The sequence below is a fragment of the Pseudomonas sp. ARP3 genome (genome assembly GCF_001029595.1).
Classification (GTDB): domain Bacteria; phylum Pseudomonadota; class Gammaproteobacteria; order Pseudomonadales; family Pseudomonadaceae; genus Aquipseudomonas; species Aquipseudomonas rhodesiae.
In genome coordinates this window covers 125,073-149,522 of the sequence record NZ_LEKF01000004.1, presented here as the reverse complement: position 1 = coordinate 149,522, position 24,450 = coordinate 125,073, and the positions used below count along the sequence as shown (strand labels likewise).

At 59.9% G+C, this 24,450-nt stretch carries 25 protein-coding genes; 17 read left to right on the top strand and 8 right to left on the bottom strand.

Annotated features, from left to right (window positions below):
* Positions 1-25 precede the first annotated feature (25 nt).
* The 7 genes from rplM (at position 26) to ABX75_RS06770 (ending at position 4,915) form a co-directional block, all read left to right on the top strand.
* Positions 26-454 carry a 50S ribosomal protein L13 gene (gene rplM, locus ABX75_RS06800; RefSeq protein ID WP_003188508.1) on the top strand — a complete coding sequence of 143 codons (429 nt, stop codon included), beginning with the start codon at positions 26-28 and terminating at the stop codon, positions 452-454.
* A 14-nt stretch (positions 455-468) separates the two neighbouring features.
* Positions 469-861, top strand: a complete 393-nt coding sequence (rpsI, locus tag ABX75_RS06795) for a 30S ribosomal protein S9 (RefSeq protein WP_016971570.1) — start codon at positions 469-471, stop codon at positions 859-861.
* A 266-nt stretch (positions 862-1,127) separates the two neighbouring features.
* A complete protein-coding gene (gene petA / locus ABX75_RS06790) occupies positions 1,128-1,721 on the top strand; it encodes a ubiquinol-cytochrome c reductase iron-sulfur subunit (RefSeq protein ID WP_034095877.1) in 594 nt (197 codons plus the stop codon).
* Positions 1,721-2,932, top strand: coding sequence for a cytochrome bc complex cytochrome b subunit (locus tag ABX75_RS06785; protein ID WP_034136967.1), 1,212 nt, complete (start codon positions 1,721-1,723; stop codon positions 2,930-2,932). The genes petA and ABX75_RS06785 overlap by 1 nt, the downstream gene beginning before the upstream one ends.
* The gene (locus tag ABX75_RS06780; protein ID WP_034095879.1) at positions 2,932-3,714 is read left to right on the top strand and encodes a cytochrome c1; all 783 of its coding nucleotides are present in this window, start codon (positions 2,932-2,934) and stop codon (positions 3,712-3,714) included. The genes ABX75_RS06785 and ABX75_RS06780 overlap by 1 nt, the downstream gene beginning before the upstream one ends.
* Positions 3,715-3,860: 146 nt before the next feature.
* Positions 3,861-4,478: a glutathione S-transferase N-terminal domain-containing protein gene (locus ABX75_RS06775; protein WP_034136968.1), complete on the top strand. Its 618-nt coding sequence runs from the start codon at positions 3,861-3,863 to the stop codon at positions 4,476-4,478.
* A 17-nt stretch (positions 4,479-4,495) separates the two neighbouring features.
* The gene (locus ABX75_RS06770; RefSeq protein ID WP_034095881.1) at positions 4,496-4,915 is read left to right on the top strand and encodes a ClpXP protease specificity-enhancing factor; all 420 of its coding nucleotides are present in this window, start codon (positions 4,496-4,498) and stop codon (positions 4,913-4,915) included.
* A gap of 62 nt (positions 4,916-4,977) precedes the next feature.
* On the opposite strand, the gene ABX75_RS06765 is transcribed toward ABX75_RS06770, so the two are convergent.
* Positions 4,978-6,573 (bottom strand): glucan 1,4-alpha-maltotetraohydrolase domain-containing protein, encoded by a 1,596-nt coding sequence (locus ABX75_RS06765; protein ID WP_053060075.1) that lies wholly within the window; start codon positions 6,571-6,573, stop codon positions 4,978-4,980.
* 263 nt (positions 6,574-6,836) lie between these two features.
* Between ABX75_RS06765 and ABX75_RS06760 the strand changes: the two genes are divergently transcribed.
* Positions 6,837-7,586: a FadR/GntR family transcriptional regulator gene (locus ABX75_RS06760; RefSeq protein WP_034095883.1), complete on the top strand. Its 750-nt coding sequence runs from the start codon at positions 6,837-6,839 to the stop codon at positions 7,584-7,586.
* Positions 7,587-7,624: 38 nt separating this feature from the next.
* On the opposite strand, the gene ABX75_RS06755 is transcribed toward ABX75_RS06760, so the two are convergent.
* A complete protein-coding gene (locus ABX75_RS06755) occupies positions 7,625-8,779 on the bottom strand; it encodes a hypothetical protein (protein WP_047881658.1) in 1,155 nt (384 codons plus the stop codon).
* Positions 8,780-9,013: 234 nt separating this feature from the next.
* Here ABX75_RS06755 and kdgD point away from each other — a divergent pair, with 234 nt between their 5' ends.
* The 5 genes from kdgD to ABX75_RS06730 all read left to right on the top strand — a co-directional run bounded on the left by kdgD (position 9,014) and on the right by ABX75_RS06730 (position 15,556).
* Entirely contained in the window at positions 9,014-9,925 is a 912-nt protein-coding gene (gene kdgD / locus ABX75_RS06750; protein WP_047881657.1) for a 5-dehydro-4-deoxyglucarate dehydratase, read from the top strand.
* A 54-nt stretch (positions 9,926-9,979) separates the two neighbouring features.
* Positions 9,980-11,425: an aldehyde dehydrogenase family protein gene (locus ABX75_RS06745; protein WP_034095886.1), complete on the top strand. Its 1,446-nt coding sequence runs from the start codon at positions 9,980-9,982 to the stop codon at positions 11,423-11,425.
* Positions 11,426-11,521: 96 nt separating this feature from the next.
* Positions 11,522-12,886 carry an MFS transporter gene (locus ABX75_RS06740; protein WP_034136973.1) on the top strand — a complete coding sequence of 455 codons (1,365 nt, stop codon included), beginning with the start codon at positions 11,522-11,524 and terminating at the stop codon, positions 12,884-12,886.
* A 10-nt stretch (positions 12,887-12,896) separates the two neighbouring features.
* Entirely contained in the window at positions 12,897-14,450 is a 1,554-nt protein-coding gene (garD, locus tag ABX75_RS06735) for a galactarate dehydratase (RefSeq protein WP_034111764.1), read from the top strand.
* A gap of 164 nt (positions 14,451-14,614) precedes the next feature.
* The gene (locus tag ABX75_RS06730) at positions 14,615-15,556 is read left to right on the top strand and encodes an AEC family transporter (protein WP_034095889.1); all 942 of its coding nucleotides are present in this window, start codon (positions 14,615-14,617) and stop codon (positions 15,554-15,556) included.
* On the opposite strand, the gene ABX75_RS06725 is transcribed toward ABX75_RS06730, so the two are convergent.
* The 6 genes from ABX75_RS06725 to gatC form a co-directional block, all read right to left on the bottom strand.
* A complete protein-coding gene (locus ABX75_RS06725; protein ID WP_034095890.1) occupies positions 15,553-15,933 on the bottom strand; it encodes a carboxymuconolactone decarboxylase family protein in 381 nt (126 codons plus the stop codon). The genes ABX75_RS06730 and ABX75_RS06725 overlap by 4 nt on opposite strands.
* Complete coding sequence (locus tag ABX75_RS06720; RefSeq protein ID WP_047881656.1) at positions 15,930-16,976, bottom strand: calcium/sodium antiporter; 1,047 nt, start codon at positions 16,974-16,976, stop codon at positions 15,930-15,932. The genes ABX75_RS06725 and ABX75_RS06720 overlap by 4 nt, the downstream gene beginning before the upstream one ends.
* 67 nt (positions 16,977-17,043) lie before the next feature.
* Positions 17,044-17,415 carry a septal ring lytic transglycosylase RlpA family protein gene (locus tag ABX75_RS06715; RefSeq protein WP_034095892.1) on the bottom strand — a complete coding sequence of 124 codons (372 nt, stop codon included), beginning with the start codon at positions 17,413-17,415 and terminating at the stop codon, positions 17,044-17,046.
* A 159-nt stretch (positions 17,416-17,574) separates the two neighbouring features.
* The gene (gatB, locus tag ABX75_RS06710) at positions 17,575-19,020 is read right to left on the bottom strand and encodes an Asp-tRNA(Asn)/Glu-tRNA(Gln) amidotransferase subunit GatB (protein ID WP_034095893.1); all 1,446 of its coding nucleotides are present in this window, start codon (positions 19,018-19,020) and stop codon (positions 17,575-17,577) included.
* Between the two features lie 10 nt (positions 19,021-19,030).
* Positions 19,031-20,482 (bottom strand): Asp-tRNA(Asn)/Glu-tRNA(Gln) amidotransferase subunit GatA, encoded by a 1,452-nt coding sequence (gatA, locus tag ABX75_RS06705; protein WP_047881655.1) that lies wholly within the window; start codon positions 20,480-20,482, stop codon positions 19,031-19,033.
* 16 nt (positions 20,483-20,498) lie between these two features.
* A complete protein-coding gene (gatC, locus tag ABX75_RS06700; protein ID WP_003171764.1) occupies positions 20,499-20,786 on the bottom strand; it encodes an Asp-tRNA(Asn)/Glu-tRNA(Gln) amidotransferase subunit GatC in 288 nt (95 codons plus the stop codon).
* A gap of 210 nt (positions 20,787-20,996) precedes the next feature.
* Between gatC and mreB the strand changes: the two genes are divergently transcribed.
* From mreB to ABX75_RS06680, 4 genes are all read left to right on the top strand, one after another.
* Positions 20,997-22,034, top strand: coding sequence for a rod shape-determining protein MreB (mreB, locus tag ABX75_RS06695; protein ID WP_002555108.1), 1,038 nt, complete (start codon positions 20,997-20,999; stop codon positions 22,032-22,034).
* Between the two features lie 140 nt (positions 22,035-22,174).
* Positions 22,175-23,287 (top strand): rod shape-determining protein MreC, encoded by a 1,113-nt coding sequence (gene mreC, locus ABX75_RS06690; protein ID WP_082136132.1) that lies wholly within the window; start codon positions 22,175-22,177, stop codon positions 23,285-23,287.
* Positions 23,287-23,775 carry a rod shape-determining protein MreD gene (gene mreD, locus ABX75_RS06685; protein ID WP_034095896.1) on the top strand — a complete coding sequence of 163 codons (489 nt, stop codon included), beginning with the start codon at positions 23,287-23,289 and terminating at the stop codon, positions 23,773-23,775. Before mreC ends, mreD begins: the two co-directional genes overlap by 1 nt.
* Positions 23,776-23,826: 51 nt before the next feature.
* Positions 23,827-24,423: a nucleoside triphosphate pyrophosphatase gene (locus ABX75_RS06680; protein WP_034111768.1), complete on the top strand. Its 597-nt coding sequence runs from the start codon at positions 23,827-23,829 to the stop codon at positions 24,421-24,423.
* Positions 24,424-24,450: the final 27 nt, after the last annotated feature.

Sequence of the window (24,450 nt, the reverse complement as noted above, 5' to 3'; positions counted from 1 at the left end):
GGGCGGCCCCTGAGGCTATTAAAGAATGACAACTTTTACTGCAAAACCGGAAACAGTTCAGCGCGACTGGTTTGTCGTCGACGCCGCTGGTCAGACCCTGGGTCGTCTGGCCACTGAAGTCGCCAGCCGTCTGCGTGGCAAGCACAAGCCTGAGTACACCCCTCACGTCGATACCGGTGATTACATCGTGATCATCAACGCTGAGCAGGTTCGTGTAACCGGCAACAAAGCAAGCGACAAAATGTACTACCGTCACTCCGGTTTCCCAGGCGGTATCAAGTCTTCCAACTTCGAAGGCCTGATTGCCAAGAAGCCTGAAGCCCCGATCGAAATCGCGGTCAAAGGCATGCTGCCGAAGGGCCCACTGGGTCGCGATATGTTTCGCAAGCTGAAAGTCTATGCGGGCGCTGTCCACCCTCATGCTGCTCAGCAGCCCCAAGAACTGAAGTTTTAACGGAATAGTTCATTATGTCGGCGACTCAAAATTACGGCACTGGCCGTCGCAAAACCGCAACCGCTCGCGTTTTCCTGCGTCCGGGTACTGGTAACATCTCGATCAACAACCGCTCCCTGGACAACTTCTTCGGTCGCGAAACTGCCCGCATGGTAGTTCGTCAGCCGCTGGAACTGACCGAGACCGTTGAAAAGTTCGACATCTACGTCACCGTTATCGGTGGCGGTGTAAGTGGTCAAGCTGGCGCAATCCGCCACGGCATCACTCGCGCTCTGATGAGCTACGACGAAACCCTGCGTAGCGCTCTGCGCAAAGCTGGCTTCGTGACTCGCGATGCTCGTGAAGTTGAACGTAAGAAAGTCGGTCTGCGTAAAGCGCGTAAGCGTCCGCAGTACTCGAAGCGTTAATTCGCTTTACGTTTCAGAAGAACGCCCAGCCTCCTTGCGGAGCTGGGCGTTTTTTATTGCCTGCGATTTATGCATAAAAATTGGCGTGACAACTTGCCACATCCGTAGACCCCCTATACTACAAGGCCTGGAGCCGGAGCTCCGGGTAATTCCCTTGTCAGAGGTGGGGCTTTTCATTACCATTCGGCAAAATTTTTATAAGTTCAGATTTAATACTTAGTAGACGCCTGATTTAACAGGCCAAAAAGCTGATGGGAGAGGACTGAATGAGCAATGACGGCGTGAATGCAGGCCGGCGTCGCTTCTTGGTAGCAGCCACATCCGTGGTGGGTGCTGCAGGAGCGGTGGGGGCTGCGGTCCCGTTCGTGGGGTCATGGTTTCCCAGTGCCAAGGCGAAAGCCGCAGGTGCACCGGTGAAAGTGAATGTCAGCAAGATCGAGCCAGGCCAGCAGATGATTGCTGAGTGGCGCGGTCAGCCGGTATTCATTGTTCGTCGTACCGAGGAAATCCTGGGAAATCTGAAAAAGATCGAAGGTCAGCTGTCTGACCCGAAATCCGAGAAATCCGACCAACCCGCCTACGCCAAAAACGAAGCACGTTCGATCAAACCAGAGATTCTTCTGCTGGTCGGGCTGTGTACCCACTTAGGTTGCTCGCCTACCTTCCGCCCGGAAGTAGCCCCTGTCGATCTGGGCAAGGACTGGGTCGGCGGTTATTTCTGCCCGTGCCACGGTTCTCACTATGACCTCGCTGGCCGTGTCTACAAGTCTCAGCCTGCTCCATTGAACCTGCCCGTGCCACCGCATACCTACGAAACTGACGACCTTATTGTCATTGGCCTCGATAAGGAGAACGCGTGATGAGCAAGTTCATGGATTGGGTGGATGCGCGTTTCCCCGCCACTAAAATGTGGGAAGACCATCTCAGCAAGTACTACGCTCCAAAAAACTTCAACTTCTTCTATTTCTTCGGCTCCTTGGCGTTGCTGGTGCTGGTCAACCAGATTGTCACCGGCGTGTGGCTGACCATGAGCTACAACCCTTCGGCGGAAGAGGCATTCGCCTCCGTCGAATACATCATGCGCGACGTCGAGTACGGCTCGATCCTGCGGTTGTTGCACTCCACTGGCGCCTCGGCGTTCTTTATCGTGGTCTATCTGCATATGTTCCGTGGTCTGCTCTACGGTTCCTATCAGAAGCCGCGTGAACTGGTGTGGGTCTTCGGCATGCTGATCTACCTGGCGCTGATGGCCGAAGCCTTCATGGGTTACCTGCTGCCGTGGGGCCAAATGTCGTACTGGGGGGCCCAGGTGATCATCTCGCTGTTCGGCGCTATCCCCGTGATCGGCAATGACCTGACCCAGTGGATTCGGGGTGACTACCTGATCTCGGGCATCACTCTGAACCGCTTCTTCGCCCTGCATGTGGTGGCGTTGCCCATCGTGATCCTGGGATTGGTGGTGCTGCATATCCTCGCTCTGCACGAAGTGGGTTCGAACAACCCGGATGGCGTGGACATCAAAAAGCACAAGGACGAGAACGGCATCCCGCTGGATGGCATTCCCTTCCATCCGTACTACACCGTCAAAGACATTGTCGGCGTAGTGGTGTTCTTGTTCGTGTTCTGCTCGATCGTGTTCTTTTTCCCGGAGATGGGTGGCTACTTCCTGGAGAAGCCTAACTTCGAACAGGCCAATGCCTTCAAGACACCTGAGCACATCGCTCCCGTCTGGTACTTCACGCCGTTCTACGCGATCTTGCGGGCCATCCCAGACAAGCTTATGGGCGTGATCGCCATGGGCGCGGCCATCGCGGTGCTGTTCGTACTGCCCTGGCTCGACCGAAGCCCGGTCAAGTCCATGCGTTACAAGGGCTGGTTGAGCAAGATCTGGTTGTGGGTGTTCTGCATTGCTTTCGTGATCCTGGGCGTATTGGGCGTACTGGCGCCAACCCCGGGGCGGACGTTGCTGTCGCAGGTCTGCACCTTCCTGTACTTCGCCTACTTCATTCTGATGCCGTTCTATACCCGGCTAGAGAAGACCAAACCGGTTCCGGAAAGGGTGACTGGCTGATGAAAAAATTATTCGTTGCATTGATGCTTGCGGCACTGCCGCTGCTGTCCTTCGCTGCCGAACATGGCGGGCCGGAACTGGAAAAAGTCGATATTGACGTATCCGACAAAGCCGCCATGCAGGACGGTGCGCGTACGTTCGCCAACTACTGCATGGGTTGCCACAGCGCCAAATTCCAACGCTATGAGCGCGTTGCCGATGACCTGGGCATCCCTCATGAAATGATGCTGGAAAAGTTGGTCTTCACTGGCGCCAAGATCGGCGACCACATGAACATCGGCATGCAGCCGGCGGACGCCAAGGCCTGGTTCGGTGCTGCACCGCCTGATCTGACCCTGGTCGCTCGTGTGCGTGGCACCGATTGGCTGTACAGCTATCTGAAGTCGTTCTACGAAGATCCGACACGCCCCTGGGGTGTGAACAACAAAGTGTTCCCGAACGTCGGCATGCCTAACGTGCTGGTCGGCCTGCAGGGGCGCCAAGTGGTAGGATGCAAGCAGGTTCAGGTCGTTGAGAACGGTAAGAAGCAATATGATCCGTTGACCGGCACGCCTCTGACCCATGAGGCCTGCGATCAATTGACCATCGTGCCTAAGACCGGTGCACTGAATGAAGAGCAGTTCGACGAGAAGGTCAAGAACCTGGTGACCTTCCTGGCCTACTCGGCTAACCCGGTCAAACTGCAACACCAGCGTATCGGTACCTATGTATTGCTGTACCTGGCCTTCTTCTTCGTATTCGCCTATCTGCTCAAACGCGAATACTGGAAGGATGTGCATTGATCCAACCGTAAGCAATTGCTGTTAATCTTGCGCGCCCAGCGGCATCTCTGAACCGTAGCGACCTGGTCATCAGGTACTACAGAGATGCTCTCTGGGCGCGCTCGTTTTTGAGCTTTCGATAATTTCAACAAGCGAGGAGGACCGCCATGGGCGTGACCAATCGGTTGGCCTGTTACTCCGACCCCGCCGACCACTATTCCCACCGAGTACGCATCGTGCTCGCAGAGAAGGGTGTCAGCGCCGAGATCATCAGTGTGGAGGCGGGCCGTCAGCCGCCGAAGCTGATCGAAGTGAACCCTTACGGCAGCTTGCCCACCCTGGTCGATCGTGACCTGGCGTTGTGGGAGTCGACCGTGGTGATGGAATACTTGGATGAGCGTTATCCTCATCCGCCTCTGCTGCCGGTGTACCCGGTGGCGCGTGCCAACAGCCGGCTGCTGATCCATCGGATCCAGCGTGACTGGTGCGGGTTGGTGGATGTGATTCTGGATTCGCGTACAAAAGAGCCCGCTCGGGTGCAGGCGCGTAAGGAATTGCGCGAAAGCCTGACCGGCGTTTCGCCGTTGTTCGCCGATAAACCTTTTTTCCTCAGCGAGGAACAAAGCTTGGTGGATTGCTGCCTATTACCCATACTCTGGCGCTTGCCGATTCTGGGCATTGAACTGCCTCGGCCTGCCAAGCCGTTGCTTGATTACATGGAGCGCCAGTTTGCGCGTGAGGCTTTCCAGGCGAGTCTGTCTGGTGTCGAACGCGATATGCGCTAAGGCTTAAGGAGCCGTTGATGAACTCCAGTCGACCCTACCTGGTCCGCGCGCTCTATGAGTGGATTGTGGACAACGATTGCACCCCGCACATGCTGGTCAATTCCGAATTTCCTGCGGTTCAGGTACCGCAGGGGTTTGCCAGTGATGGACAGATCGTGCTGAACATCTCGCCCAGTGCCGTGCGGCATCTGCACATGGACAACGAAGCGGTGAGCTTCGAAGGGCGTTTTGGCGGTGTGCCCCATACGCTGTATGTGCCGATTGGCGCCATTCTCGGGATCTATGCCCGTGAGAATGGGCAAGGCATGGTGTTTGATCTGGAGTCGCCCTTCGAGGATGACGAAACGATCGACAGCCAAGAGGGCGACGATATGCCGCCGCCGGACACTGAGCCTCCGCGTCCCAGCGGTCGTCCTAGTCTGAAAGTGGTGAAGTGACAAAACGGCGTCGTTCGCACGTCGGTTAAAAAATGCCTCGGTCTTGCCGGGGCATTTTTTTGTCAAAAACTGCCTACGGCTTCGGTGCCGGCGCTGGTGGTCAACGAGTTGTCGGGGTCCTTTTGCCAATAAACTTCGTTGACGTTGCTGAGGCTGCGGATCACACATTTCCATTTGATGGCTTGCTGGGTCGGCCATACCACCGCGCCGCTCCACCGCTTCGGCGCTGTTGGCTTCAGTGCGATGGCGTGGGCCGGATCCCAGGCGCCCAGTTCAACCGGCGAACCCACGGCGTACACTGCCTGCCCATTGCCAGGGTTTGCATTGTCGCAGTGTAGTGTCGTCGTGGTGTCTTCCGGCGCCGAGCGAGTTTGCCAGGCTCGAATACGCTCTGCGTCCGCGAACAGTGCCTTGGTAAAGCCCTCCGGGATCATGCTGAGGTCCGCGTCCAGGGCGATCAATAAGCGCTGGCGACTGCCATTGATCGTAGCCACCAATCCTGAATAGTGGCTCTGAAAGCGGATGGGCGAGTCGGCTCGAATGCCAGCGTCCTTGCGCAGTTTGATCAGCGTGCGAATCAGATCGCCACGGCCCCAGTCGTACATGTCGGGCCAATACACCGTGGGTATGCCGGGGCTCAGCAGAATGTAAGCGTAGGCGATGTTGCGCTTGTCTTCGGGCACAGGCCAGTGGTGCTGCCCGCCGTATTGTCCCGGAGAATAGCCGGTGTCGTGGTTGTCGACGAACGTCACCGCGATCTGCCGCCAGGCTGGGTCCGGGTTGCCATTGAGCCCGTGCCGCCATTCGGCGAGGCTGCCATTTTGCAGGCGCTCCTTAAGCGCGAAATCGAAGACTGCGCAACGCGATCTGTCCGACCAGTCCTTGAGAATGTCCTGCCAACTGGCTTTATTGCGCCAGTCGCTGGCGGGAAACTCGCCAGGGCTTTTCCACAGTTCGCCAACGCAGAACGCTTGGTCGCCAAAATCTTTCATCCACAGGTTGACCCGCTCCGGCGTATAGCCGCGCACAAAATCGAAGCGCAAGCCCTTGGCGCCGTAGTTATCCCGCAGGTTCCTGAACTCCTGCATCATGCGTGACGAAACCTCCGGACTGCTGGTGTTGAGGTCGGCCTTGCCGCTATCAAACGGGTCGCCTTCGTCGCAGCTTGACGCAGGGGTGGGGGGGATGCAGTCAGTGCGCCACAGCTTGAGGCGCCGAAGAAAGCGCACCTGGGTGCCGGGGAGGTTGTCGTTCATATGGTTAGGCACTACGTCGTACACCGCTTGCACGCCAGCACTCGATAAGGCGTCAACCGCTTGTTTGAGCTGGGGTTCGCTGCCGTAATTGCTGTTTTTGTCAAAGTCGTGCCAGAAGTAACCCTCCCCGCCGCCGGAAGTCCCTGAGTTCGCGTCGACCCAGCTGGATTTATCGACCCAGGCGGGAGGCAACCAGATTTTGGTGAAGCCATCGCGCCCGATGGTGGGGGCCATTTGTGTCAGTATTTCGTACCACGTTTGCGGGGTCGTGCGACTGGAGTTCCAGTGGAACCCCTGCAATATGACGTCCTCGCCCCCGCCGTTGCGTACGCCCGGGGCAGCCAGAACGAGGCTGGTCAGCAGCCAGCTTAAGGCTGCGCATAACAAACTAAGGCGTTTCATGGGCGCTCACCTGGGTGTCGGAACAGGCTTGACTCTGCGACGGTCTGGTGAGGTTGTCTGCTGTCATATCTGACAGGGGCAGGAGAACGTTTCGCACTTATTGCCGCGGCTGAAGTAACCGGTGGGTCTATCCGAACACGGGTAGGTACGGCGGCGATATGTACTACGCGTGCGAAAGCCGATGAAAGTGCAGCGCGAGCGGTGATCATACAACCGTCATGGGCTATGATGCCCCTTCAGTTCACCGACAAAGATGACCCCACATGGAAAACGCCAACACCGCCCCTCGTCTTCCCCGCAAGCGCCGCAGCCTTGCTCAGGAATTGGTCACGGTGTTATCCGAGCAAATCCGCGATGGTCAGCTCAAACGTGGCGATAAGCTGCCCACCGAGTCGGCGATCATGGAAGCTCATGGGGTCAGTCGCACGGTGGTGCGTGAAGCCATCTCACGTTTGCAGGCCGCAGGCCAGGTAGAGACCCGGCACGGCATCGGCACTTTCGTGCTGGATACACCAAGCCCCAGCGGCTTTCGTATCGACCCCGCCACCGTGGTGACCTTGCGCGATGTGTTGGCGATTCTGGAGCTGCGGATCAGCCTGGAAGTGGAGTCGGCCGGCCTCGCCGCGTTGCGTCGCAGCGATGAGCAATTGGCGGCCATGCGCGCGGCACTCGACGCGCTGAACGAAAGCGCCGCGCACGCGGGGGATGCGGTTGCTTCAGACTTCGCGTTCCATCTGGAAATCGCATTGTCCACCGGCAACCGTTACTTCACTGACATCATGACCCACCTGGGTACCAGCATCATTCCTCGAACCCGCCTGAACTCCGCACGCTTGGCCCATGATGACCAACAGCATTACATGGACCGCCTGAGCCGCGAGCACGAAGAAATCTACGAAGCGATTGCCCGCCAGGATTCGGACGCGGCGCGCGCGGCCATGCGTTTGCACCTGACCAACAGTCGCGAGCGGCTGCGCCATGCCCATGAAGAGGCGCAGGCGCAGCGCGGGTGAGTCTCAGGGTTTGATCATCGACGGGGCAACGGTTGTGATCAGACCGGTGTATTGGGTTTGTAGTCCTTGAGCAACAAGTACGTACTCCATCCCCACCAATCATTCGTCCACTGCTTGTCGTTCAAGTCATTTACGTCCTTGCGCCGCAGCACCTTGTCGCCCTCCCTCTTGAACAACGGCGAAAAGTTGTTTGCCGGGTTTTGAGCGGCATTCAGGTCCGGCACGTACAGCGGCGCCTTGAAGGTGGCCGGGGAGGGCGCGGTGCCGCTGAGGAAGGTGTCGAAGATTTCGTCCGCCGAGGCTTGCACCGCGCGTTTGACTTGGGTCCGATTGGCCGCATCGGTGCTGTCGAAGTAGCGTTTATCCCCGTAGGCATGCCATTCGTCACCCATGGCATTGCGCACCTTGAGCCCGAATTTACTGTCTTCGTCGTGCATGAAACGGCTGATCAGCGAGCCGAGTTCTCCGGGGGTAACCACGGCGGCCAATTGCTTGCGTGGCACGCGCAGGTGGCCGGCGGAAAACAGATCGGTCAAAAAATGATCGGCAAAACTGTTCATGGCATAGGCCAGTTCCAGCGCCTGGTCGGGGCCGGTCTGATGAGCTACCACAGCCTGTTGCAGGGCTGCGGTATGCCCGGCGAGGTAGGCCGACAGCGCCCACTCGCCGAAGTGGTCGGCGTTGTCCGCCGCCAGTTTCAAGTAACGTCCCAGCGGAATCAGCGCCGACACCGCGCTGCCGCCACCGGTGATGCGGTTCCACTCCTCGGACAAGCTATCGCCCAAGGCGTCGTACGCCTCATGAGGCTGTTTGCCTTCCTTGATTGCCTGGTTGACCGCGTTGATCTCCTTTTGCATCACCGCAAGGATGTTGCGTGCTTCTTCCCGTGACGCCGGCAACACGGCCAGGGAATTGAACGCGGCCGTGAAGCGTTGCACACGCTCGGCGGGGGAGGCGCCATCGCTGATCGGTTGGCCGGGGATGCCATAGAAGTCGCCGCCCAGGGCGATCACTTGGCCGTAAGTCAGTGCCAGCCCGTTGGGCAGATGCAGCTCAACTTCTCGCGCAGGTATCGGCGCGGCGTCTTTGGCGAAGCGCAGCAGCGTATCGTCGCCAATCGCCGTATGTTCGCCGCCTTCGAAGCGTAGGGTCGGTGGGTTTTTTTCGGGTAATACGAGTTCAGGACCTGACATGTTAGCTCCTTGCTAAGTCGTAGGAATCTTCCTTGATTGCTGTATGTATATACAGCTACGGCGAGCATAGAGCATAAATTTCTTACGTCAAGAATGCGTGTTTCAACACTCTTTGCTGGGAGGTTGATGAATTGCAGTTGACGAATACTTTTATAGTTGTACGATGACGTACGACATTATCAAAACCAACAACAAACCTTTCGACAGAAAGTCTTTACCCAGGGTGTTCGAATAATGAATCCACAAGAACTGAAGTCCATCCTTTCCCACGGTCTGCTGTCTTTCCCCGTGACCGATTTCAACGCGCAGGGTGATTTCCACCAGGCGGGTTACATCAAGCGCCTGGAGTGGCTGGCCCCGTACGGCGCCACCGCCTTGTTCGCCGCCGGCGGCACCGGTGAGTTTTTCTCCCTGGCCGCCAGCGAATATTCTCAAGTGGTAAAGACTGCTGTTGATACCTGCGCCACCAGCGTGCCGATCCTCGCCGGTGTCGGCGGTTCGACGCGTCAGGCTATCGAATATGCTCAGGAAGCCGAGCGTCTGGGGGCCAAGGGCCTGTTGCTGCTGCCGCACTACCTCACCGAAGCCAGCCAGGATGGGGTTGCCGCCCACGTTGAGGCTGTGTGCAAATCGGTCAAGATTGGCGTGGTGGTTTACAACCGCAACGTCTGCCGTCTGACTGCGCCGCTGCTGGAGCGCCTGGCTGAGCGCTGTCCGAACCTGATCGGCTACAAGGACGGCCTGGGTGACATCGAACTGATGGTGTCGATCCGCCGTCGCCTCGGTGATCGTTTCAGCTACCTGGGCGGCCTGCCCACAGCGGAAGTTTATGCCGCTGCCTACAAGGCTTTGGGCGTACCGGTGTACTCCTCGGCGGTGTTCAACTTCATCCCGAAAACCGCGATGGACTTCTACCACGCCATTGCCAAGGATGATCACGCCACCGTCAGCAAGATCATCGACAACTTCTTCCTGCCTTACCTGGACATCCGCAACCGCAAGGCCGGTTATGCCGTGAGCATCGTCAAGGCCGGCGCAAAAATCGCCGGTTATAACGCCGGCCCAGTGCGCACACCGCTGACCGACCTGCTGCCGGAAGAGTACGAAGCCCTCGCCGCGCTGATCGATAAGCAAGGCCCGCAATAAGACATTTACAAGGCCGCTGAGCAATCAGCGGCCTTTTGCGTCAGGAGAAGATTTGTGTCCCAAGCCAAACGTTTTGAAAACTACATCAATGGCCAGTGGGTGGCCGGTGCGGACTATTGCACCAATATCAACCCGTCGGAGTTGTCCGATGTCATCGGCGAATACGCCAAGGCCGATGTCGCTCAAGTCAACGCCGCCATCGACGCCGCACGCGCCGCGTTCCCGGCCTGGTCCACCTCGGGCATTCAGGCCCGTCACGATGCGCTGGATAAAGTCGGCAGCGAAATCCTCGCCCGCCGCGAAGAACTCGGCACCCTGCTGGCCCGTGAAGAGGGCAAGACCCTGCCTGAAGCCATCGGTGAAGTGACTCGCGCCGGCAATATCTTCAAATTCTTTGCTGGCGAATGCCTGCGCTTGTCCGGCGACTACGTGCCGTCGGTGCGTCCTGGCGTCAACGTCGAAGTTACCCGCGAAGCCCTTGGTGTGGTTGGCTTGATCACCCCGTGGAACTTCCCGATTGCCATCCCCGCATGGAAAATCGCCCCGGCCCTGGCGTACGGCAACTGCGTGGTAATCAAACCCGCCGAGCTGGTGCCGGGTTGCGCCTGGGCCCTCGCGGAAATCATCTCCCGCGCCGGTTTCCCGGACGGTGTGTTCAACCTGGTAATGGGCAGCGGCCGTGTGGTCGGTGATGTGCTGGTCAACAGCCCGAAAGTCGATGGCATCAGCTTCACCGGTTCCGTCGGCGTCGGCCGTCAGATCGCCGTCAGCTGTGTGTCGCGCCAGGCCAAAGTGCAGTTGGAAATGGGCGGCAAGAACCCGCAGATCATTCTCGACGACGCCGACCTCAAACAAGCGGTCGAGCTGGCGGTACAGAGCGCGTTCTACTCCACTGGGCAACGTTGCACGGCGTCCAGCCGTTTGATCGTGACCGCCGGCATCCACGACCAGTTTGTCGCGGCCATGGCCGAGCGCATGAAGTCGATCAAGGTCGGCCATGCCCTCAAGAGCGGCACCGATATCGGCCCCGTCGTGTCCCAGGCCCAACTGGATCAGGACATGAAATACATCGATATCGGCCAAAGCGAAGGCGCGCGGTTGGTCAGCGGTGGCAGCCTGGTGACGTGCGACACCGAGGGTTACTTCCTCGCGCCGACTTTGTTCGCCGACAGCGAAGCGGCCATGCGCATCAGCCGTGAAGAAATCTTCGGGCCGGTGGCCAACGTGGTGCGCGTGGCGGACTACGAGGCAGCCCTGGCCATGGCCAACGACACCGAGTTCGGCTTGTCGGCCGGTATCGCCACCACGTCGCTGAAGTACGCCAATCACTTCAAGCGCCACTCCCAGGCCGGGATGGTGATGGTCAACCTGCCGACCGCCGGCGTGGATTATCACGTTCCGTTCGGTGGGCGTAAGGGCTCATCCTATGGTTCGCGGGAGCAGGGTCGCTATGCGCAAGAGTTCTACACCGTGGTGAAAACCAGCTACATCGGTTCGTAAGACGCAATACCCCGTGGGGCCGGACGCCTGCCGGTCCCACGATCAAAACAGAAAACCATTACCCGCAAAAAAAATAATTAGTGGGAGTACTTCTACATGCAAGCGACCAAGCCGACCCACGTCCGCTATTTGATCCTGCTCATGCTCTTTGTGGTGACCACGATCAACTACGCCGACCGGGCCACCATCGCCATCGCGGGCTCCAGCCTGCAAAAAGACCTCGGCATCGACGCGGTCACTCTCGGTTACATCTTCTCCGCATTCGGTTGGGCCTATGTGGCCGGGCAAATTCCCGGTGGCTGGCTGCTGGACCGGTTCGGCTCGAAAAAAGTCTATGCCCTGAGCATCTTCACCTGGTCCCTGTTCACCGTGCTGCAAGGCTATGTGGGTGAGTTCGGTGTTTCCACCGCCGTGGTCGCGCTGTTTATGCTGCGCTTCCTGGTGGGCCTGGCCGAGGCACCTTCCTTCCCGGGTAACGCACGCATCGTCGCGGCCTGGTTCCCGACCGCTGAACGGGGCACCGCCTCGGCGATATTTAACTCGGCGCAGTACTTCGCCACGGTGCTGTTCGCGCCCCTGATGGGTTGGATCGTCTACCGCTTCGGCTGGCAGCACGTGTTTATCGTGATGGGCGTGATCGGCATCGTGTTCTCGCTGATCTGGCTGAAAGTGATCCACAGCCCCCGCCAGCACCCAATGATCAACGAGGCCGAGCTCAATCACATCGCCGCCAATGGCGCGATGGTCGATATGGATCAGGACAAGGCCAAGGGTAAGAAAACCGACGGGCCGAAGTGGGATTACATCCGTCAGTTGCTCACCAACCGCATGATGCTCGGGGTGTACCTGGGCCAGTACTGCATCAACGGCATCACCTACTTCTTCCTGACCTGGTTCCCGGTGTATCTGGTGCAGGACCGTGGCATGACCATCCTCAAGGCCGGTTTCATCGCCTCGTTGCCGGCGATCTGCGGCTTTATCGGCGGCGTGCTCGGCGGGGTGATTTCCGATTACCTGCTGCGCAAAGGCCACTCGCTGACCTTCGCCCGCAAGGCGCCGATCATCGCCGGCCTGCTGGTGTCCAGCAGCATCATTGCGTGCAACTACGTGGATGTGGAGTGGATGGTGGTGGGCTTCATGGCCTTGGCCTTCTTCGGCAAGGGCGTTGGAGCACTGGGCTGGGCGGTGGTGTCCGACACTTCGCCGAAACAAATCGCCGGCCTCAGTGGTGGCTTGTTCAACACCTTCGGTAACCTGGCGTCGATCACCACACCGATTGTCATCGGCTACATCATCAGCACCACCGGTTCTTTCAAATGGGCTCTGGTGTTTGTCGGCGCCAACGCGCTGGTGGCGGTGTTCAGCTACCTGGTGATCGTCGGTCCGATCAAGCGCGTGGTGCTCAAAGAGCCACCTGCCCAGGGGCCTGAAGTGACCCACCTTACCCAAGCGCATTCCTGAGGTTCGTGTAATGCAGTTGATTGAACATGCCGACTCGCCGCGCTCGATTCGTTTGCACGAGCGCGACAACGTAGTGATCGTGGTCAACGACCAGGGCGTACCGGCCGGGACCGAGTTCCCGGACGGCCTGGTGACCGTGGACTTCATCCCCCAGAGCCACAAAGTGACCCTGGAAGATATTCCCGAGGGCGGTCAGATTATTCGTTACGGCCAGACCATCGGGTATGCCTTGGCGCCGATTCCGCGTGGCAGTTGGGTCCAGGAAGATCAACTGCGCATGCCCACCGCGCCACCGCTGGATAGCCTGCCGCTGTCTACCGAAGTGCCCGAGGGCCAGGCGCCGCTGGAGGGCTATACGTTCGAGGGCTACCGCAATGCCGACGGCACCGTCGGCACGCGCAATATCCTGGGCATCACCACCACGGTGCAGTGCGTGACCGGCGTGCTGGACCACGCGGTCAAGCGCATCAAGGAAGAGTTGCTGCCCAAGTACCCCAATGTCGATGACGTGGTGGCGCTGACTCACAGCTACGGCTGCGGGGTGGCGATCACCGCGACGGATGCCTACATCCCGATCCGTACCGTGCGCAACCTGGCGCGCAACCCGAACCTGGGGGGCGAAGCCCTGGTGATCAGCCTGGGCTGTGAGAAATTACAGGCCGGCCAGGTGATGCACGACAACGACAGTTCCGTCGACTTGAGCGAGCCGTGGCTGTATCGGCTGCAGGACTCCAGCCACGGTTTCACCGAGATGATCGAGCAGATCATGGAACTGGCCGAAGTGCGCTTGAAGAAGCTCGACCAGCGCCGCCGGGAAACCGTGCCGGCGTCCGAGCTGATCCTGGGCATGCAGTGCGGCGGCAGCGATGCGTTTTCCGGTATCACCGCCAACCCGGCCCTGGGCTACGCCTCGGACTTGTTGCTGCGGGCCGGCGCGACGGTGATGTTTTCCGAAGTCACCGAAGTGCGTGATGCCATCTACCTGTTGACCTCTCGCGCACAGACGAAGGAAGTGGCCGAAGAGTTGGTTAGAGAAATGGACTGGTACGACCGTTACCTGGCCAAAGGCGAGGCAGATCGCAGTGCCAACACCACGCCGGGCAACAAGAAAGGCGGGTTGTCGAACATTGTCGAGAAGTCGTTGGGCTCCATCGTCAAGTCCGGCAGCAGCGCAATCAACGGCGTGCTCGGCCCTGGCGAGCGCTTCAAGGGCAAGGGCCTGATCTTCTGCGCCACTCCAGCCAGCGACTTCGTGTGCGGCACGTTGCAACTGGCCGCGGGGATGAACCTGCATGTGTTCACCACCGGTCGTGGTACGCCTTATGGGCTGGCGATGGCGCCGGTGGTTAAGGTCTCGACGCGTACGGAGCTGGCGCAACGCTGGCCGGACCTCATCGACATCGACGCCGGGCGTATCGCCACTGGTCGCGCAAGCATCGAGGAGCTGGGCTGGGAGTTGTTTCACTTTTACCTGGACGTGGCCAGCGGCAAGAAGAAAACGTGGGCCGAGCATCATAAGCTGCACAACGACATCACGTTGTTTAACCCGGCGCCGATTACCTGAGACCGAGGCGACTGCATCGGGGGCAAGCCCCCTCCCACATTTGAAGGTATTCACAATTCAAACTGTGGGAGGGGGCTTGCCCCCGATAGCGGTCTAACAGGCACCCCTGAGCTGTATGGCTTATCATTAGCCACCTAACGACGCTCACCAAGGTTCTCCCCGGCATGCTGGCTATCTTCCTCACCACCCTCACGATCACCGCGCCGGTGTTTGCCATGCTGTTTCTGGGAGTGCTGCTCAAGCGCATCAACTGGATCAACGACAACTTTATCCACACTGCATCGTCCCTGGTGTTCAACGTCACCATGCCGGCGCTGTTGTTCCTTGGCATCCTGCATGCCGACCTGCACTCGGCGCTCAAGCCGGGCCTGCTGATCTACTTTTGCGTCGCCACGCTGGTGAGCTTTGCCCTGGCTTGGGGGTGGGCGATCTTTCGTTGCCCCAAGGAAGATCGCGGCATCTACGCCCAAGGCGCGTTTCGCGGTAATAACGGCGTGATCGGCCTGGCACTGGCGGCGAGCATGTATGGCGACTATGGCATCTCCCTCGGCGCAATCCTCGCGGCGTTGGTGATCCTGTTTTACAACACGCTGTCGACCATCGTGCTGGCGGTGTACAGCCCAGTGATCAAGTCCGACCCGTGGAGCATCTTCAAAAGCGTGGTCGCCAACCCGCTGATCATCAGCGTGATCACGGCCGCGCCGTTCGCTTACTTTCAGATCGGTTTACCGGGTTGGCTGGAAAAGTCCGCGCAGTACCTGGCGGACACCACCTTGCCACTGGCCTTGATCTGCATCGGCGGCACCTTGTCCCTGGCGGCGCTGCGCAAGAGTGGCAGCATGGCGTTGAGCGCGAGCCTGATGAAAATGATCTGGCTGCCGCTGCTCGCCACGCTCGGCGCCTGGCTGCTGGGCTTTCGTGGGGCGGAACTGGGAATTCTGTTCTTGTACTTCGGTGCGCCGACCGCAGCTGCCAGCTTTGTGATGGCCCGGGCGGCCGAGGGCAATCATGAACTGGCGGCGGCGATTATCGTGATCACCACGCTAATGGCGGCGGTGACCACGAATATCGGTATTTTCGTGTTGCAGGCCGGGGGCTGGATCTAGGCGTCTTTCTGGTAGCTGTCGATCACTTCCTGCGCCGCTCGAAACGCATCGATGGCGGCCGGCACCCCGGCGTACACCGCGCAGTGCAGCAGGGCCTCGCGGATCTCTTCTACGCTACAGCCATTGTTCAATGCACCACGGACGTGGCCTTTGAGTTCTTGCGGGCACTTGAGCGCGGTCAGGGCGGCGAGGGTGATTAGGCTGCGGGTCTTGAGGGGCAAACCGTCGCGGTTCCACACGGCGCCCCAGGCGTGCTCGTTAACGAAGTCTTGCAGCGGCTGGGTGAAGTCCGTGGCGTTGCCCAGTGCGCGGTCGACAAACGCGTCGCCCATCACCTGGCGACGCATCTCAACTCCAGGTGTTTTCTGCTCGGTCATGACGATTCCCTCTTGTGTTGGCGGCGCCAGGCTCGCAGCGTGCTGAACAACAGAAACGCCACCAGCACTGGCAGGATGTAATACACCATCAAGTGTTCAAGTTTGTTGGCCAGGGGCATGCCGGTGGTGAACGACATCACATGCAGCCCATACGCCAGGTACAAGCCCAGCAGCACCAAACCTTCGGCACGGGTCACGCGGTAGCCGGTATAGAACACCGGCAGGCACAGCATCACTACGCCGAGCATCACCGGCAAATCGAAAACCAGCGCGTTGGGCGAGACCGACAGCGGCGACGGCGCCAGCACGGCTGTCAGGCCTAGCACACCCAGCAGATTGAACAGATTGCTGCCGATCACGTTGCCCACGGCGATTTCCCGCTGCCCACGCAGGGCGGCGATCAGGGAAGTGGCCATGCACGGCAGCGAAGTGCCGACGCCGATCAGCGTCAGGCCGATGATGCGTTCCGACAGGCCCAGGTCGCTCGCCACATCCACCGCCGCACCGAGCAACAAGTGCCCGGCCAGCACCAGCACCAGCAAACCGCCCAACATCAGCAGCACGCTGCTCAGCCACGGTGCCTGGGCCACGGTGTCGAGGGTGCGCGGCCGCCGTGAGTGGCGGGTCTGGTAGTGCAGCACACCGAGGTAGGCGATCAGCGCCACCAGCAGCAGCGCGCCATCGACCGGCGTGAGTTCCTCGTTGGCGGCCAGGGTAAATACCAGCAGCCCGGCGAGGATCATCACCGGAATATCCAGGCGTACCAGTTGTCGCGAAACGCGCAGCGGGATGATCAGCGCAGAAAGGCCCAGGGTCACCAGGATGTTGAAGATGCTGCTGCCGATCACACTGCCCACGGCAATGTCGGTATTGCCGGCCAAGGTGGCTTGCAGGCTGACCGTCATCTGCGGTGCGCTGCTGCCGAAGGCGACGATCGTCAGGCCGATGATCAATGGCCGCACCTTGAGGCTGGCGGCCAGGCGCACCGCGGCGCGTACCAGAATTTCGGCGCCGACGATCAGCAGCAACAGGCCACTGATCAATTCCAGCAGGCTCCAGGGGGAGAGGGCGGTTAATCCGAAAATGGCCAGGGCTCCTTTGCGTTGTGGTTCAGTTGCTCAGGGCCTGCACGCGAACCCGTGCGGTGCCGCTGCTCAGCATGCCCAGTTGCTCGGCTGCCTTGCGTGAGAGGTCGATCAGTCGCCCACGGGTATGCGGGCCGCGATCATTGATGCGCACCACCACGGAGCGGTCGTTGTTCAGGTTGGTCACCTTGACCTGGGTGCCGAAAGGCAGTTGCCGATGGGCGGCGGTCAGGGCGTTCTGGTTGAAGGGTTCACCGCTGGCGGTCTTCTTGCCGTGGTGTCTGGCGCCGTAATAGGAAGCGGTGCCAGTTTCGTCGTAGCCGTTGGGGTCGATGATGCCGCTGGCGCAACCGCCTAAAAGAGAGAACAGGGCCAGGAGGCCGAGTAGACGCTTCATTTCCACGTTACCCCATTACAAATGTGGGAGGGGGCTTGCCCCCCGATAGCTGAGTGTCAGCCGCCACTGGGTTGACTGAATCACCGCTATCGGGGGCAAGCCCCCTCCCACAGGGAGTCCGAGTTAAGCGTGAAGTCTCACTCGAACCATTCATCGTTGTCAGCCTTCGAGCTTGCTTTTGAGCAGTTCGTTCACCTGTTGCGGGTTGGCCTTGCCCTTGGAGGCTTTCATGGCCTGGCCGACAAAGAAGCCGAACATCTTGCCGCGCTTGGCTTCGTCCGCCGCACGGTACTGCTCGACCTGCTCGGCATTGGCCGCCAGCATTTCATCGAGAACGGCCGAGATGGCGCCGCTGTCGGTGACTTGCTTGAGGCCGCGCTTTTCGATGATCTCATCGGCACTGCCTTCGCCGCTGGCCATGGCTTCGAACACGGTCTTGGCGATTTTGCCGGAGATGGTGTTGTCCTTGATGCGCAGCAGCATGCCGCCCAGTTGCTCGGCGGTGACCGGGGCTTCGTCGATTTCCAGGCCCTGCTTGTTCAGCAGGCTGCCCAGCTCGACCATCACCCAGTTGGCCGCCAGTTTGGCGTCGCCGGCAATGCTCACGACTTTTTCGAAGTAGTTCGCTTGCTCGCGGCTGGAGGCCAGCACGCTGGCGTCATAGACCGACAGGCCGAACTGCGCCTGGAAGCGCTCGCGTTTTTGCTGCGGCAATTCCGGCAGGGTGGCGCGGATGTCATTGAGGAACGAGTCCTCCAGCACCACCGGCAACAGGTCCGGGTCGGGGAAGTAACGGTAGTCGTTGGCTTCCTCTTTGCTGCGCATGGCACGGGTTTCGTCTTTGTTCGGGTCGTACAGGCGCGTCTGCTGGATGACCTTGCCGCCGTCTTCGATCAGTTCGATCTGACGACGCACTTCGCTGTTGATCGCTTTCTCGATGAAGCGGAACGAGTTGACGTTCTTGATCTCGCAGCGGGTGCCGAACTCGACCTGGCCCTTTGGCCGAATCGACACGTTGCAGTCGCAACGCAGCGAGCCTTCTGCCATGTTGCCGTCGCAGATGCCCAGGTAGCGCACCAGGGCGTGGATGGTCTTGACGTAGGCCACGGCTTCCTTGGCGCTGCGCATGTCCGGCTCGGAGACGATTTCCAGCAGCGGCGTACCGGCGCGGTTCAGGTCGATACCAGTGGCGCCGGGGAATTCCTCGTGCAGGCTTTTGCCGGCGTCTTCCTCAAGGTGCGCGCGGGTCACGCCGACACGTTTGATGGTGCCGTCTTCCAGCGGGATATCCAGGTGGCCCTTGCCGACGATCGGCAACTCCATCTGGCTGATCTGGTAGCCCTTGGGCAGGTCCGGGTAGAAGTAGTTCTTGCGCGCAAATACGTTGTGCTGGCCGATTTCGGCGTCAATCGCCAGGCCGAACATCACTGCCATGCGCACCGCTTCTTCGTTCAGCACCGGCAGCACGCCGGGCATGCCCAGGTCCACCAGGCTGGCCTGGGTGTTGGGCTCGGCGCCGAAAGTGGTGGCGCTACCGGAGAAAATCTTCGATTGGGTGGCGAGCTGGGTATGAATCTCCAGCCCGATCACGACTTCCCATTGCATAGTGTTCTCCTCAGAAGCCGGTAGGGGTGCGAGTGTGCCAGTCAGTCTGTAACTGGTACTGGTGCGCCACATTGAGCAGGCGGCCTTCCTGGAAATACGGGGCGAGCAATTGCACGCCTACCGGCAGACCGTCGACGAAACCGGCCGGCATGGACAAGCCTGGCAAGCCCGCGAGGTTGGCGGTGATGGTGTAGAGGTCTTCCAGGTACTCGGCGATCGGGTCGCCGGTCTTGGCGCCGATCTTCCAGGCCGGGTTCGGCGTGGTCGGGCCAAGGATCACGTCGACTTCTTCGAAGGCGGCCATGAAGTCGTTCTTGATCAAACGACGGATTTTCTGCGCCTTGAGGTAGTACGCGTCGTAGTAGCCGGCCGACAGGGCATAGGCGCCGACCATGATGCGGCGCTGCACTTCGGCACCGAAGCCTTCGCCACGGGAGCGTTTGTACAGGTCGGTCAGATCCTTTGGGTTCTCGCAGCGATAGCCGAAGCGCACGCCGTCGAAACGCGACAGGTTGGAGGAGGCTTCCGCCGGCGCGATCACATAATAGGCAGGAATCGCGTGCTGGTTGTTCGGCAGGCTGATTTCCTTGATCACGGCGCCGAGTTTTTCCAGCTCCTTGATGCTCTTGTTCACCAGCTCGGCGATGCGCGGGTCGAGGCCGGCGCTGAAGTATTCCTTCGGCACGCCGATGCGCAGGCCCTTGATCGAAGTGTTGAGGCTGGCGCTGTAGTCCGGCACCGGTTCATTGATGCTGGTGGAGTCCTGCGGGTCGAAGCCGGCCATGCCTTGCAGCAACAGCGCACAGTCTTCGGCGGTGCGTGCCAGCGGGCCGCCCTGATCGAGGCTGGAGGCGTAGGCGATCATGCCCCAGCGGGAAACGCGACCGTAGGTGGGCTTCAAACCGGTGAGGTTGGTGAACGCCGCCGGCTGGCGAATCGAACCACCGGTGTCGGTGGCGGTGGCTGCCGGCAGAAAACGTGCGGCAACGGCGGCTGCCGAACCGCCGGAGGAGCCGCCCGGCACATGTTCCAGGTTCCACGGGTTTTTTACCGCGCCGAAGTAACTGGACTCGTTGGCCGACCCCATGGCGAATTCGTCCATGTTGGTCTTGCCCAGGGTCACGGCTCCGGCTGTCGCCAGCTTGGACACCACGGTGGCGTCATAAGGCGCCTTGAAGTTGTCGAGCATCTTCGAGCCGCAGCTGGTGCGAATGCCCTGGGTGCAGAACAGGTCTTTGTGGGCGATCGGGGCGCCCAGCAGCACGCCGGTCTCACCGCTGGCGCGACGGGTGTCGGCGGCCTTGGCCTGGCTCAGGGCCAGTTCTTCGGTGAGGCTGATGAAGCTGTTGACCTTGGGGTCCAGCTCGGCGATACGCGCCAGCAGGGTCTTGGTCAGCTCTTCGGAGGAAAACTTTTTATCGGCGAGACCGCGGGCGATCTCGGCCAGAGTCATGTGATGCATGAAAGGCTCTTTCCCTTTAGTCGATGACTTTCGGAACCAGGTACAGGCCGTTTTCGACCGCTGGCGCGATGGACTGGTAGGCCTCGCGATTATTGCGCTCGGTCACCACGTCTGCGCGCAGGCGCTGGCTGGCTTCCAGCGGGTGAGCCAGGGGCTCGATGCCGTCGGTGTTTACGGCCTGCATTTGGTCAACCAGCCCGAGAATGCTGTTCAGGGCTGCGGTGGTCTGTGGAAGATCGGCTTCATTCAGGCCAAGCGAGGCCAGATGAGCGATTTTTTCCACGTCGGAGCGTTCAAGCGCCATGGGAATCTCCTGTGGAAAACAGAACGGAGGCTGTCCGTGTGTTAGATTGTCGGAACACTACCGCATTTCTACGGTCTTACGGCCGCGATTGTGGGGGTTGGTGCATAGAAAGTCGGCCAATTTAGCACATTGGCGCCTTGCCCAAAATCCCTGTCGTTGTTAGAGTTTGCCGCACTTTTTTACCCACGCGTTGCCTAGGGTCCCTTTCCCATGTTCAAGAAACTGCGTGGCATGTTTTCCAGCGATCTTTCCATTGACCTGGGCACTGCCAACACCCTTATTTACGTGCGCGAGCGCGGTATCGTTCTGAATGAGCCATCGGTTGTGGCCATTCGGACCCATGGTAATCAGAAAAGTGTCGTTGCCGTCGGCACCGAGGCCAAGCGCATGCTCGGCCGGACACCCGGCAATATTGCCGCCATTCGTCCGATGAAGGACGGCGTGATCGCCGACTTCAGTGTCTGCGAAAAGATGCTGCAGTACTTCATCAACAAAGTTCACGAAAACAGTTTTTTGCAGCCCAGCCCTCGTGTGCTGATCTGTGTGCCTTGCAAGTCCACCCAGGTGGAGCGTCGTGCCATCCGTGAATCGGCCCTCGGCGCCGGTGCCCGCGAAGTGTTCCTGATCGAAGAGCCTATGGCTGCCGCCATCGGTGCCGGCCTGCCGGTTGAGGAAGCGCGCGGTTCGATGGTGGTGGATATCGGTGGTGGTACTACCGAAATCGCCCTGATTTCGCTGAACGGTGTGGTGTACGCCGAATCCGTCCGCGTGGGCGGCGACCGTTTCGACGAAGCGATCATCACCTATGTGCGTCGTAACTACGGCAGCCTGATCGGCGAATCCACCGCCGAGCGCATCAAGCAGGAAATCGGTACGGCCTACCCGGGCGGCGAAGTGCGTGAAGTCGACGTTCGCGGTCGCAACCTGGCCGAAGGTGTTCCTCGTGCCTTCACCCTGAACTCCAATGAAGTGCTGGAAGCTCTGCAAGAGTCCCTGGCAACCATCGTTCAGGCGGTGAAAAGCGCCCTGGAGCAATCGCCGCCGGAATTGGCGTCTGATATCGCCGAGCGCGGCCTGGTCCTGACGGGTGGTGGCGCTTTGCTGCGCGACCTCGACAAGTTGCTGGCCCAGGAAACCGGACTGCCGGTGATCGTTGCCGAAGACCCGCTGACCTGCGTTGCCCGGGGCGGTGGTCGTGCACTGGAAATGATGGATAAACACACCATGGACCTGCTCTCCAGCGAATAAGACATTGCTGGTTTGCCCATGCGTCGCCCGCAGGCAGCACTTTGCAGTGCTGCCTGTTGGCGTTTATCTTCTTCAATCTGCATCCAGGCCGGTTTGATGCCGTATGAATAAAGAGAATATTTGCCTGGGAGGAGCGGCCTATTAAACCGCTTTTCGCCAAAGGCCCCTCATTGGGCGTGCGCTTATTGGTGCTGGTCGTGCTTTCGGTCGCGCTGATGGTGGTGGATGCGCGCTTCGCACTGCTTAAGCCGGTGCGCAGTCAGATGTCGCTGGTGTTGATGCAGACTTACTGGATCACCGACCTGCCGCAGCGTCTCTACCAAGGCGTGGCCAGCCAATTCGGCAGTCGCACCGAGCTGGTCGCCGAGAACGAAAAACTCAAGACTGAAAACCTGCTATTGCAGGGGCGCATGCAAAAGCTCGCGGCCCTGACCGAGCAGAACGTTCGGCTGCGCGAGTTGCTCAATTCTTCTGCGCTGGTCAACGAAAAGGTCGAAGTGGCCGAGTTGATCGGCATGGACCCCAACCCCTTTACCCATCGCATCATCATCAACAAGGGTGAGCGCGACGGCGTGGTCCTGGGCCAGCCGGTGCTGGACGCGCGTGGCCTGATGGGCCAGGTGGTGGAGCTGATGCCCTACACCTCGCGGGTACTGTTGCTGACGGACACCACCCACAGCATCCCTGTGCAGGTCAACCGTAACGGGCTGCGCGCGATTGCCAGCGGCACCGGCAACCCCGAGCGTCTGGAGCTGCGTCATGTGGCCGATACCGCCGACATCAAGGAAGGCGACCTGCTGGTCAGTTCCGGCCTGGGTCAGCGCTTTCCGGCGGGTTACCCGGTGGCGACGGTCAAGGAAGTGATCCACGATTCCGGCCAGCCCTTCGCCATCGTGCGCGCCGTGCCTACCGCTGCCTTGAATCGCAGTCGCTATCTGTTGCTGGTATTCAGCGATAACCGCACCCCGGAAGAGCGCGCCAATGAAGCTGCGCAGGCTCAGGAAGCGGAAGACAAAAAGAACGGCACTGCGCCGATTATTCCCGCGACCGTGCCCAAGCCCGCTCCGGCAAGCCCAGTGACTCCAGCAGCAGCCCCGGCAGCGACTGCCCCTGTGGCCACGCCGGCCAAGCCTGCGGCCCATAGCGCGCATCCAGTCAAACCCGCCGCTACTAAGCCGCCAGCAACCACGGCGCCTGCCGCCAGGCCTCCTGCGGTTGCGGCGCCGGCCACCACGCGGCAGAGAGAGGAATAATGGCCAGTACCCATTCGCGAAATGGCTGGATCGTCTGGCTAAGCTTTGCCATCGGCTTGCTACTCAGCGTGTCACCGCTGCCTCAGTTCATGGAGATCCTGCGTCCGCTCTGGCTGGCGTTGTTGCTGGCGTTCTGGTCCCTGAACCTGCCGCATAAAGTCGGCATGGTCACCGCCATGTTCCTGGGCTTGGCGGAGGACGTACTCTATGGCACCTTGCTGGGCCAGAACGCGTTGATCCTGACCCTTATTACGTTCCTGGTGTTGTCGTTGCAGCAGCGTCTGCGCATGTTTCCGATGTGGCAGCAATGCCTGGTGATTCTGGTGATTTTCGGCCTGGCGCAGTTGGTGCAGCTGTGGCTCAGTGCCCTGACCGGTAACCGTCAGCCAACCCTGGCGCTGGTATTGCCCGCGCTGGTCAGTGCCTTACTGTGGCCGTGGATCAGCTTCGGTCTGCGTGGGTTATGTCGTCGCTACAAGATCAATTGAACGGATTGCGAGGCTCTGCCTGGTTATCGAACCCTACAGGGAGAGTCTGCAATGAATACCCTTTATCTAGCCTCCGGTTCTCCCCGGCGGCGTGAACTGCTGACTCAGATCGGTGTGCCTTTCACCGTCGTCAGTGCCGCTATCGATGAAACTCCTCTTGCCAATGAATCCGCTGTTGCCTACGTCGAACGTCTCGCGCGCGGCAAGGCCATGGCCGGTTTCGCCGCGCTTGGGCAAGCCTCGGCGGCCTGTGTGTTGGGCGCCGATACCGCTGTGATCGTGGATGGCCTGATCCTCGGCAAACCCGTGGATCAGGCCGACGCTTTGGCCATGTTGATGGCCTTGGCAGGGCGTGAACATGAGGTTCTGACCGCGATTGCTCTGACTGACGGCCAGCGTTGTGAAACGCAATGTGTCAGCAGCCTGGTACGTTTTCGCGCAATTAGCGTGGAGGAGGCGACCGCCTATTGGCGCAGTGGCGAGCCGCAGGACAAGGCGGGCGGCTATGCTATTCAAGGGCTTGGCTCGATTTTCGTTACCGGGCTCAACGGCAGTTATTCCGCCGTGGTTGGCCTGCCGGTGTGCGAAACCGCACAACTGCTCGCCCAATTCGGCATACCCTGTTGGCAAAACCTTACCGTGCGCTGAACGCCTGACTCCAGCGCCCAGCCTTAA

Bases quoted from the DNA above. Each gene is read 5' to 3' on its own strand.
- rplM (WP_003188508.1), top strand. From the start codon at position 26: ATGACAACTTTTACTGCAAAACCGGAAACAGTTCAGCGCGACTGGTTT.
- rpsI (WP_016971570.1), top strand. From the start codon at position 469: ATGTCGGCGACTCAAAATTACGGCACTGGCCGTCGCAAAACCGCAACC.
- petA (WP_034095877.1), top strand. From the start codon at position 1,128: ATGAGCAATGACGGCGTGAATGCAGGCCGGCGTCGCTTCTTGGTAGCA.
- ABX75_RS06785 (WP_034136967.1), top strand. From the start codon at position 1,721: ATGAGCAAGTTCATGGATTGGGTGGATGCGCGTTTCCCCGCCACTAAA.
- ABX75_RS06780 (WP_034095879.1), top strand. From the start codon at position 2,932: ATGAAAAAATTATTCGTTGCATTGATGCTTGCGGCACTGCCGCTGCTG.
- ABX75_RS06775 (WP_034136968.1), top strand. From the start codon at position 3,861: ATGGGCGTGACCAATCGGTTGGCCTGTTACTCCGACCCCGCCGACCAC.
- ABX75_RS06770 (WP_034095881.1), top strand. From the start codon at position 4,496: ATGAACTCCAGTCGACCCTACCTGGTCCGCGCGCTCTATGAGTGGATT.
- ABX75_RS06765 (WP_053060075.1), bottom strand. From the start codon at position 6,573: ATGAAACGCCTTAGTTTGTTATGCGCAGCCTTAAGCTGGCTGCTGACC.
- ABX75_RS06760 (WP_034095883.1), top strand. From the start codon at position 6,837: ATGGAAAACGCCAACACCGCCCCTCGTCTTCCCCGCAAGCGCCGCAGC.
- ABX75_RS06755 (WP_047881658.1), bottom strand. From the start codon at position 8,779: ATGTCAGGTCCTGAACTCGTATTACCCGAAAAAAACCCACCGACCCTA.
- kdgD (WP_047881657.1), top strand. From the start codon at position 9,014: ATGAATCCACAAGAACTGAAGTCCATCCTTTCCCACGGTCTGCTGTCT.
- ABX75_RS06740 (WP_034136973.1), top strand. From the start codon at position 11,522: ATGCAAGCGACCAAGCCGACCCACGTCCGCTATTTGATCCTGCTCATG.
- garD (WP_034111764.1), top strand. From the start codon at position 12,897: ATGCAGTTGATTGAACATGCCGACTCGCCGCGCTCGATTCGTTTGCAC.
- ABX75_RS06730 (WP_034095889.1), top strand. From the start codon at position 14,615: ATGCTGGCTATCTTCCTCACCACCCTCACGATCACCGCGCCGGTGTTT.
- ABX75_RS06725 (WP_034095890.1), bottom strand. From the start codon at position 15,933: ATGACCGAGCAGAAAACACCTGGAGTTGAGATGCGTCGCCAGGTGATG.
- ABX75_RS06715 (WP_034095892.1), bottom strand. From the start codon at position 17,415: ATGAAGCGTCTACTCGGCCTCCTGGCCCTGTTCTCTCTTTTAGGCGGT.
- gatB (WP_034095893.1), bottom strand. From the start codon at position 19,020: ATGCAATGGGAAGTCGTGATCGGGCTGGAGATTCATACCCAGCTCGCC.
- gatA (WP_047881655.1), bottom strand. From the start codon at position 20,482: ATGCATCACATGACTCTGGCCGAGATCGCCCGCGGTCTCGCCGATAAA.
- gatC (WP_003171764.1), bottom strand. From the start codon at position 20,786: ATGGCGCTTGAACGCTCCGACGTGGAAAAAATCGCTCATCTGGCCTCG.
- mreB (WP_002555108.1), top strand. From the start codon at position 20,997: ATGTTCAAGAAACTGCGTGGCATGTTTTCCAGCGATCTTTCCATTGAC.
- mreD (WP_034095896.1), top strand. From the start codon at position 23,287: ATGGCCAGTACCCATTCGCGAAATGGCTGGATCGTCTGGCTAAGCTTT.
- ABX75_RS06680 (WP_034111768.1), top strand. From the start codon at position 23,827: ATGAATACCCTTTATCTAGCCTCCGGTTCTCCCCGGCGGCGTGAACTG.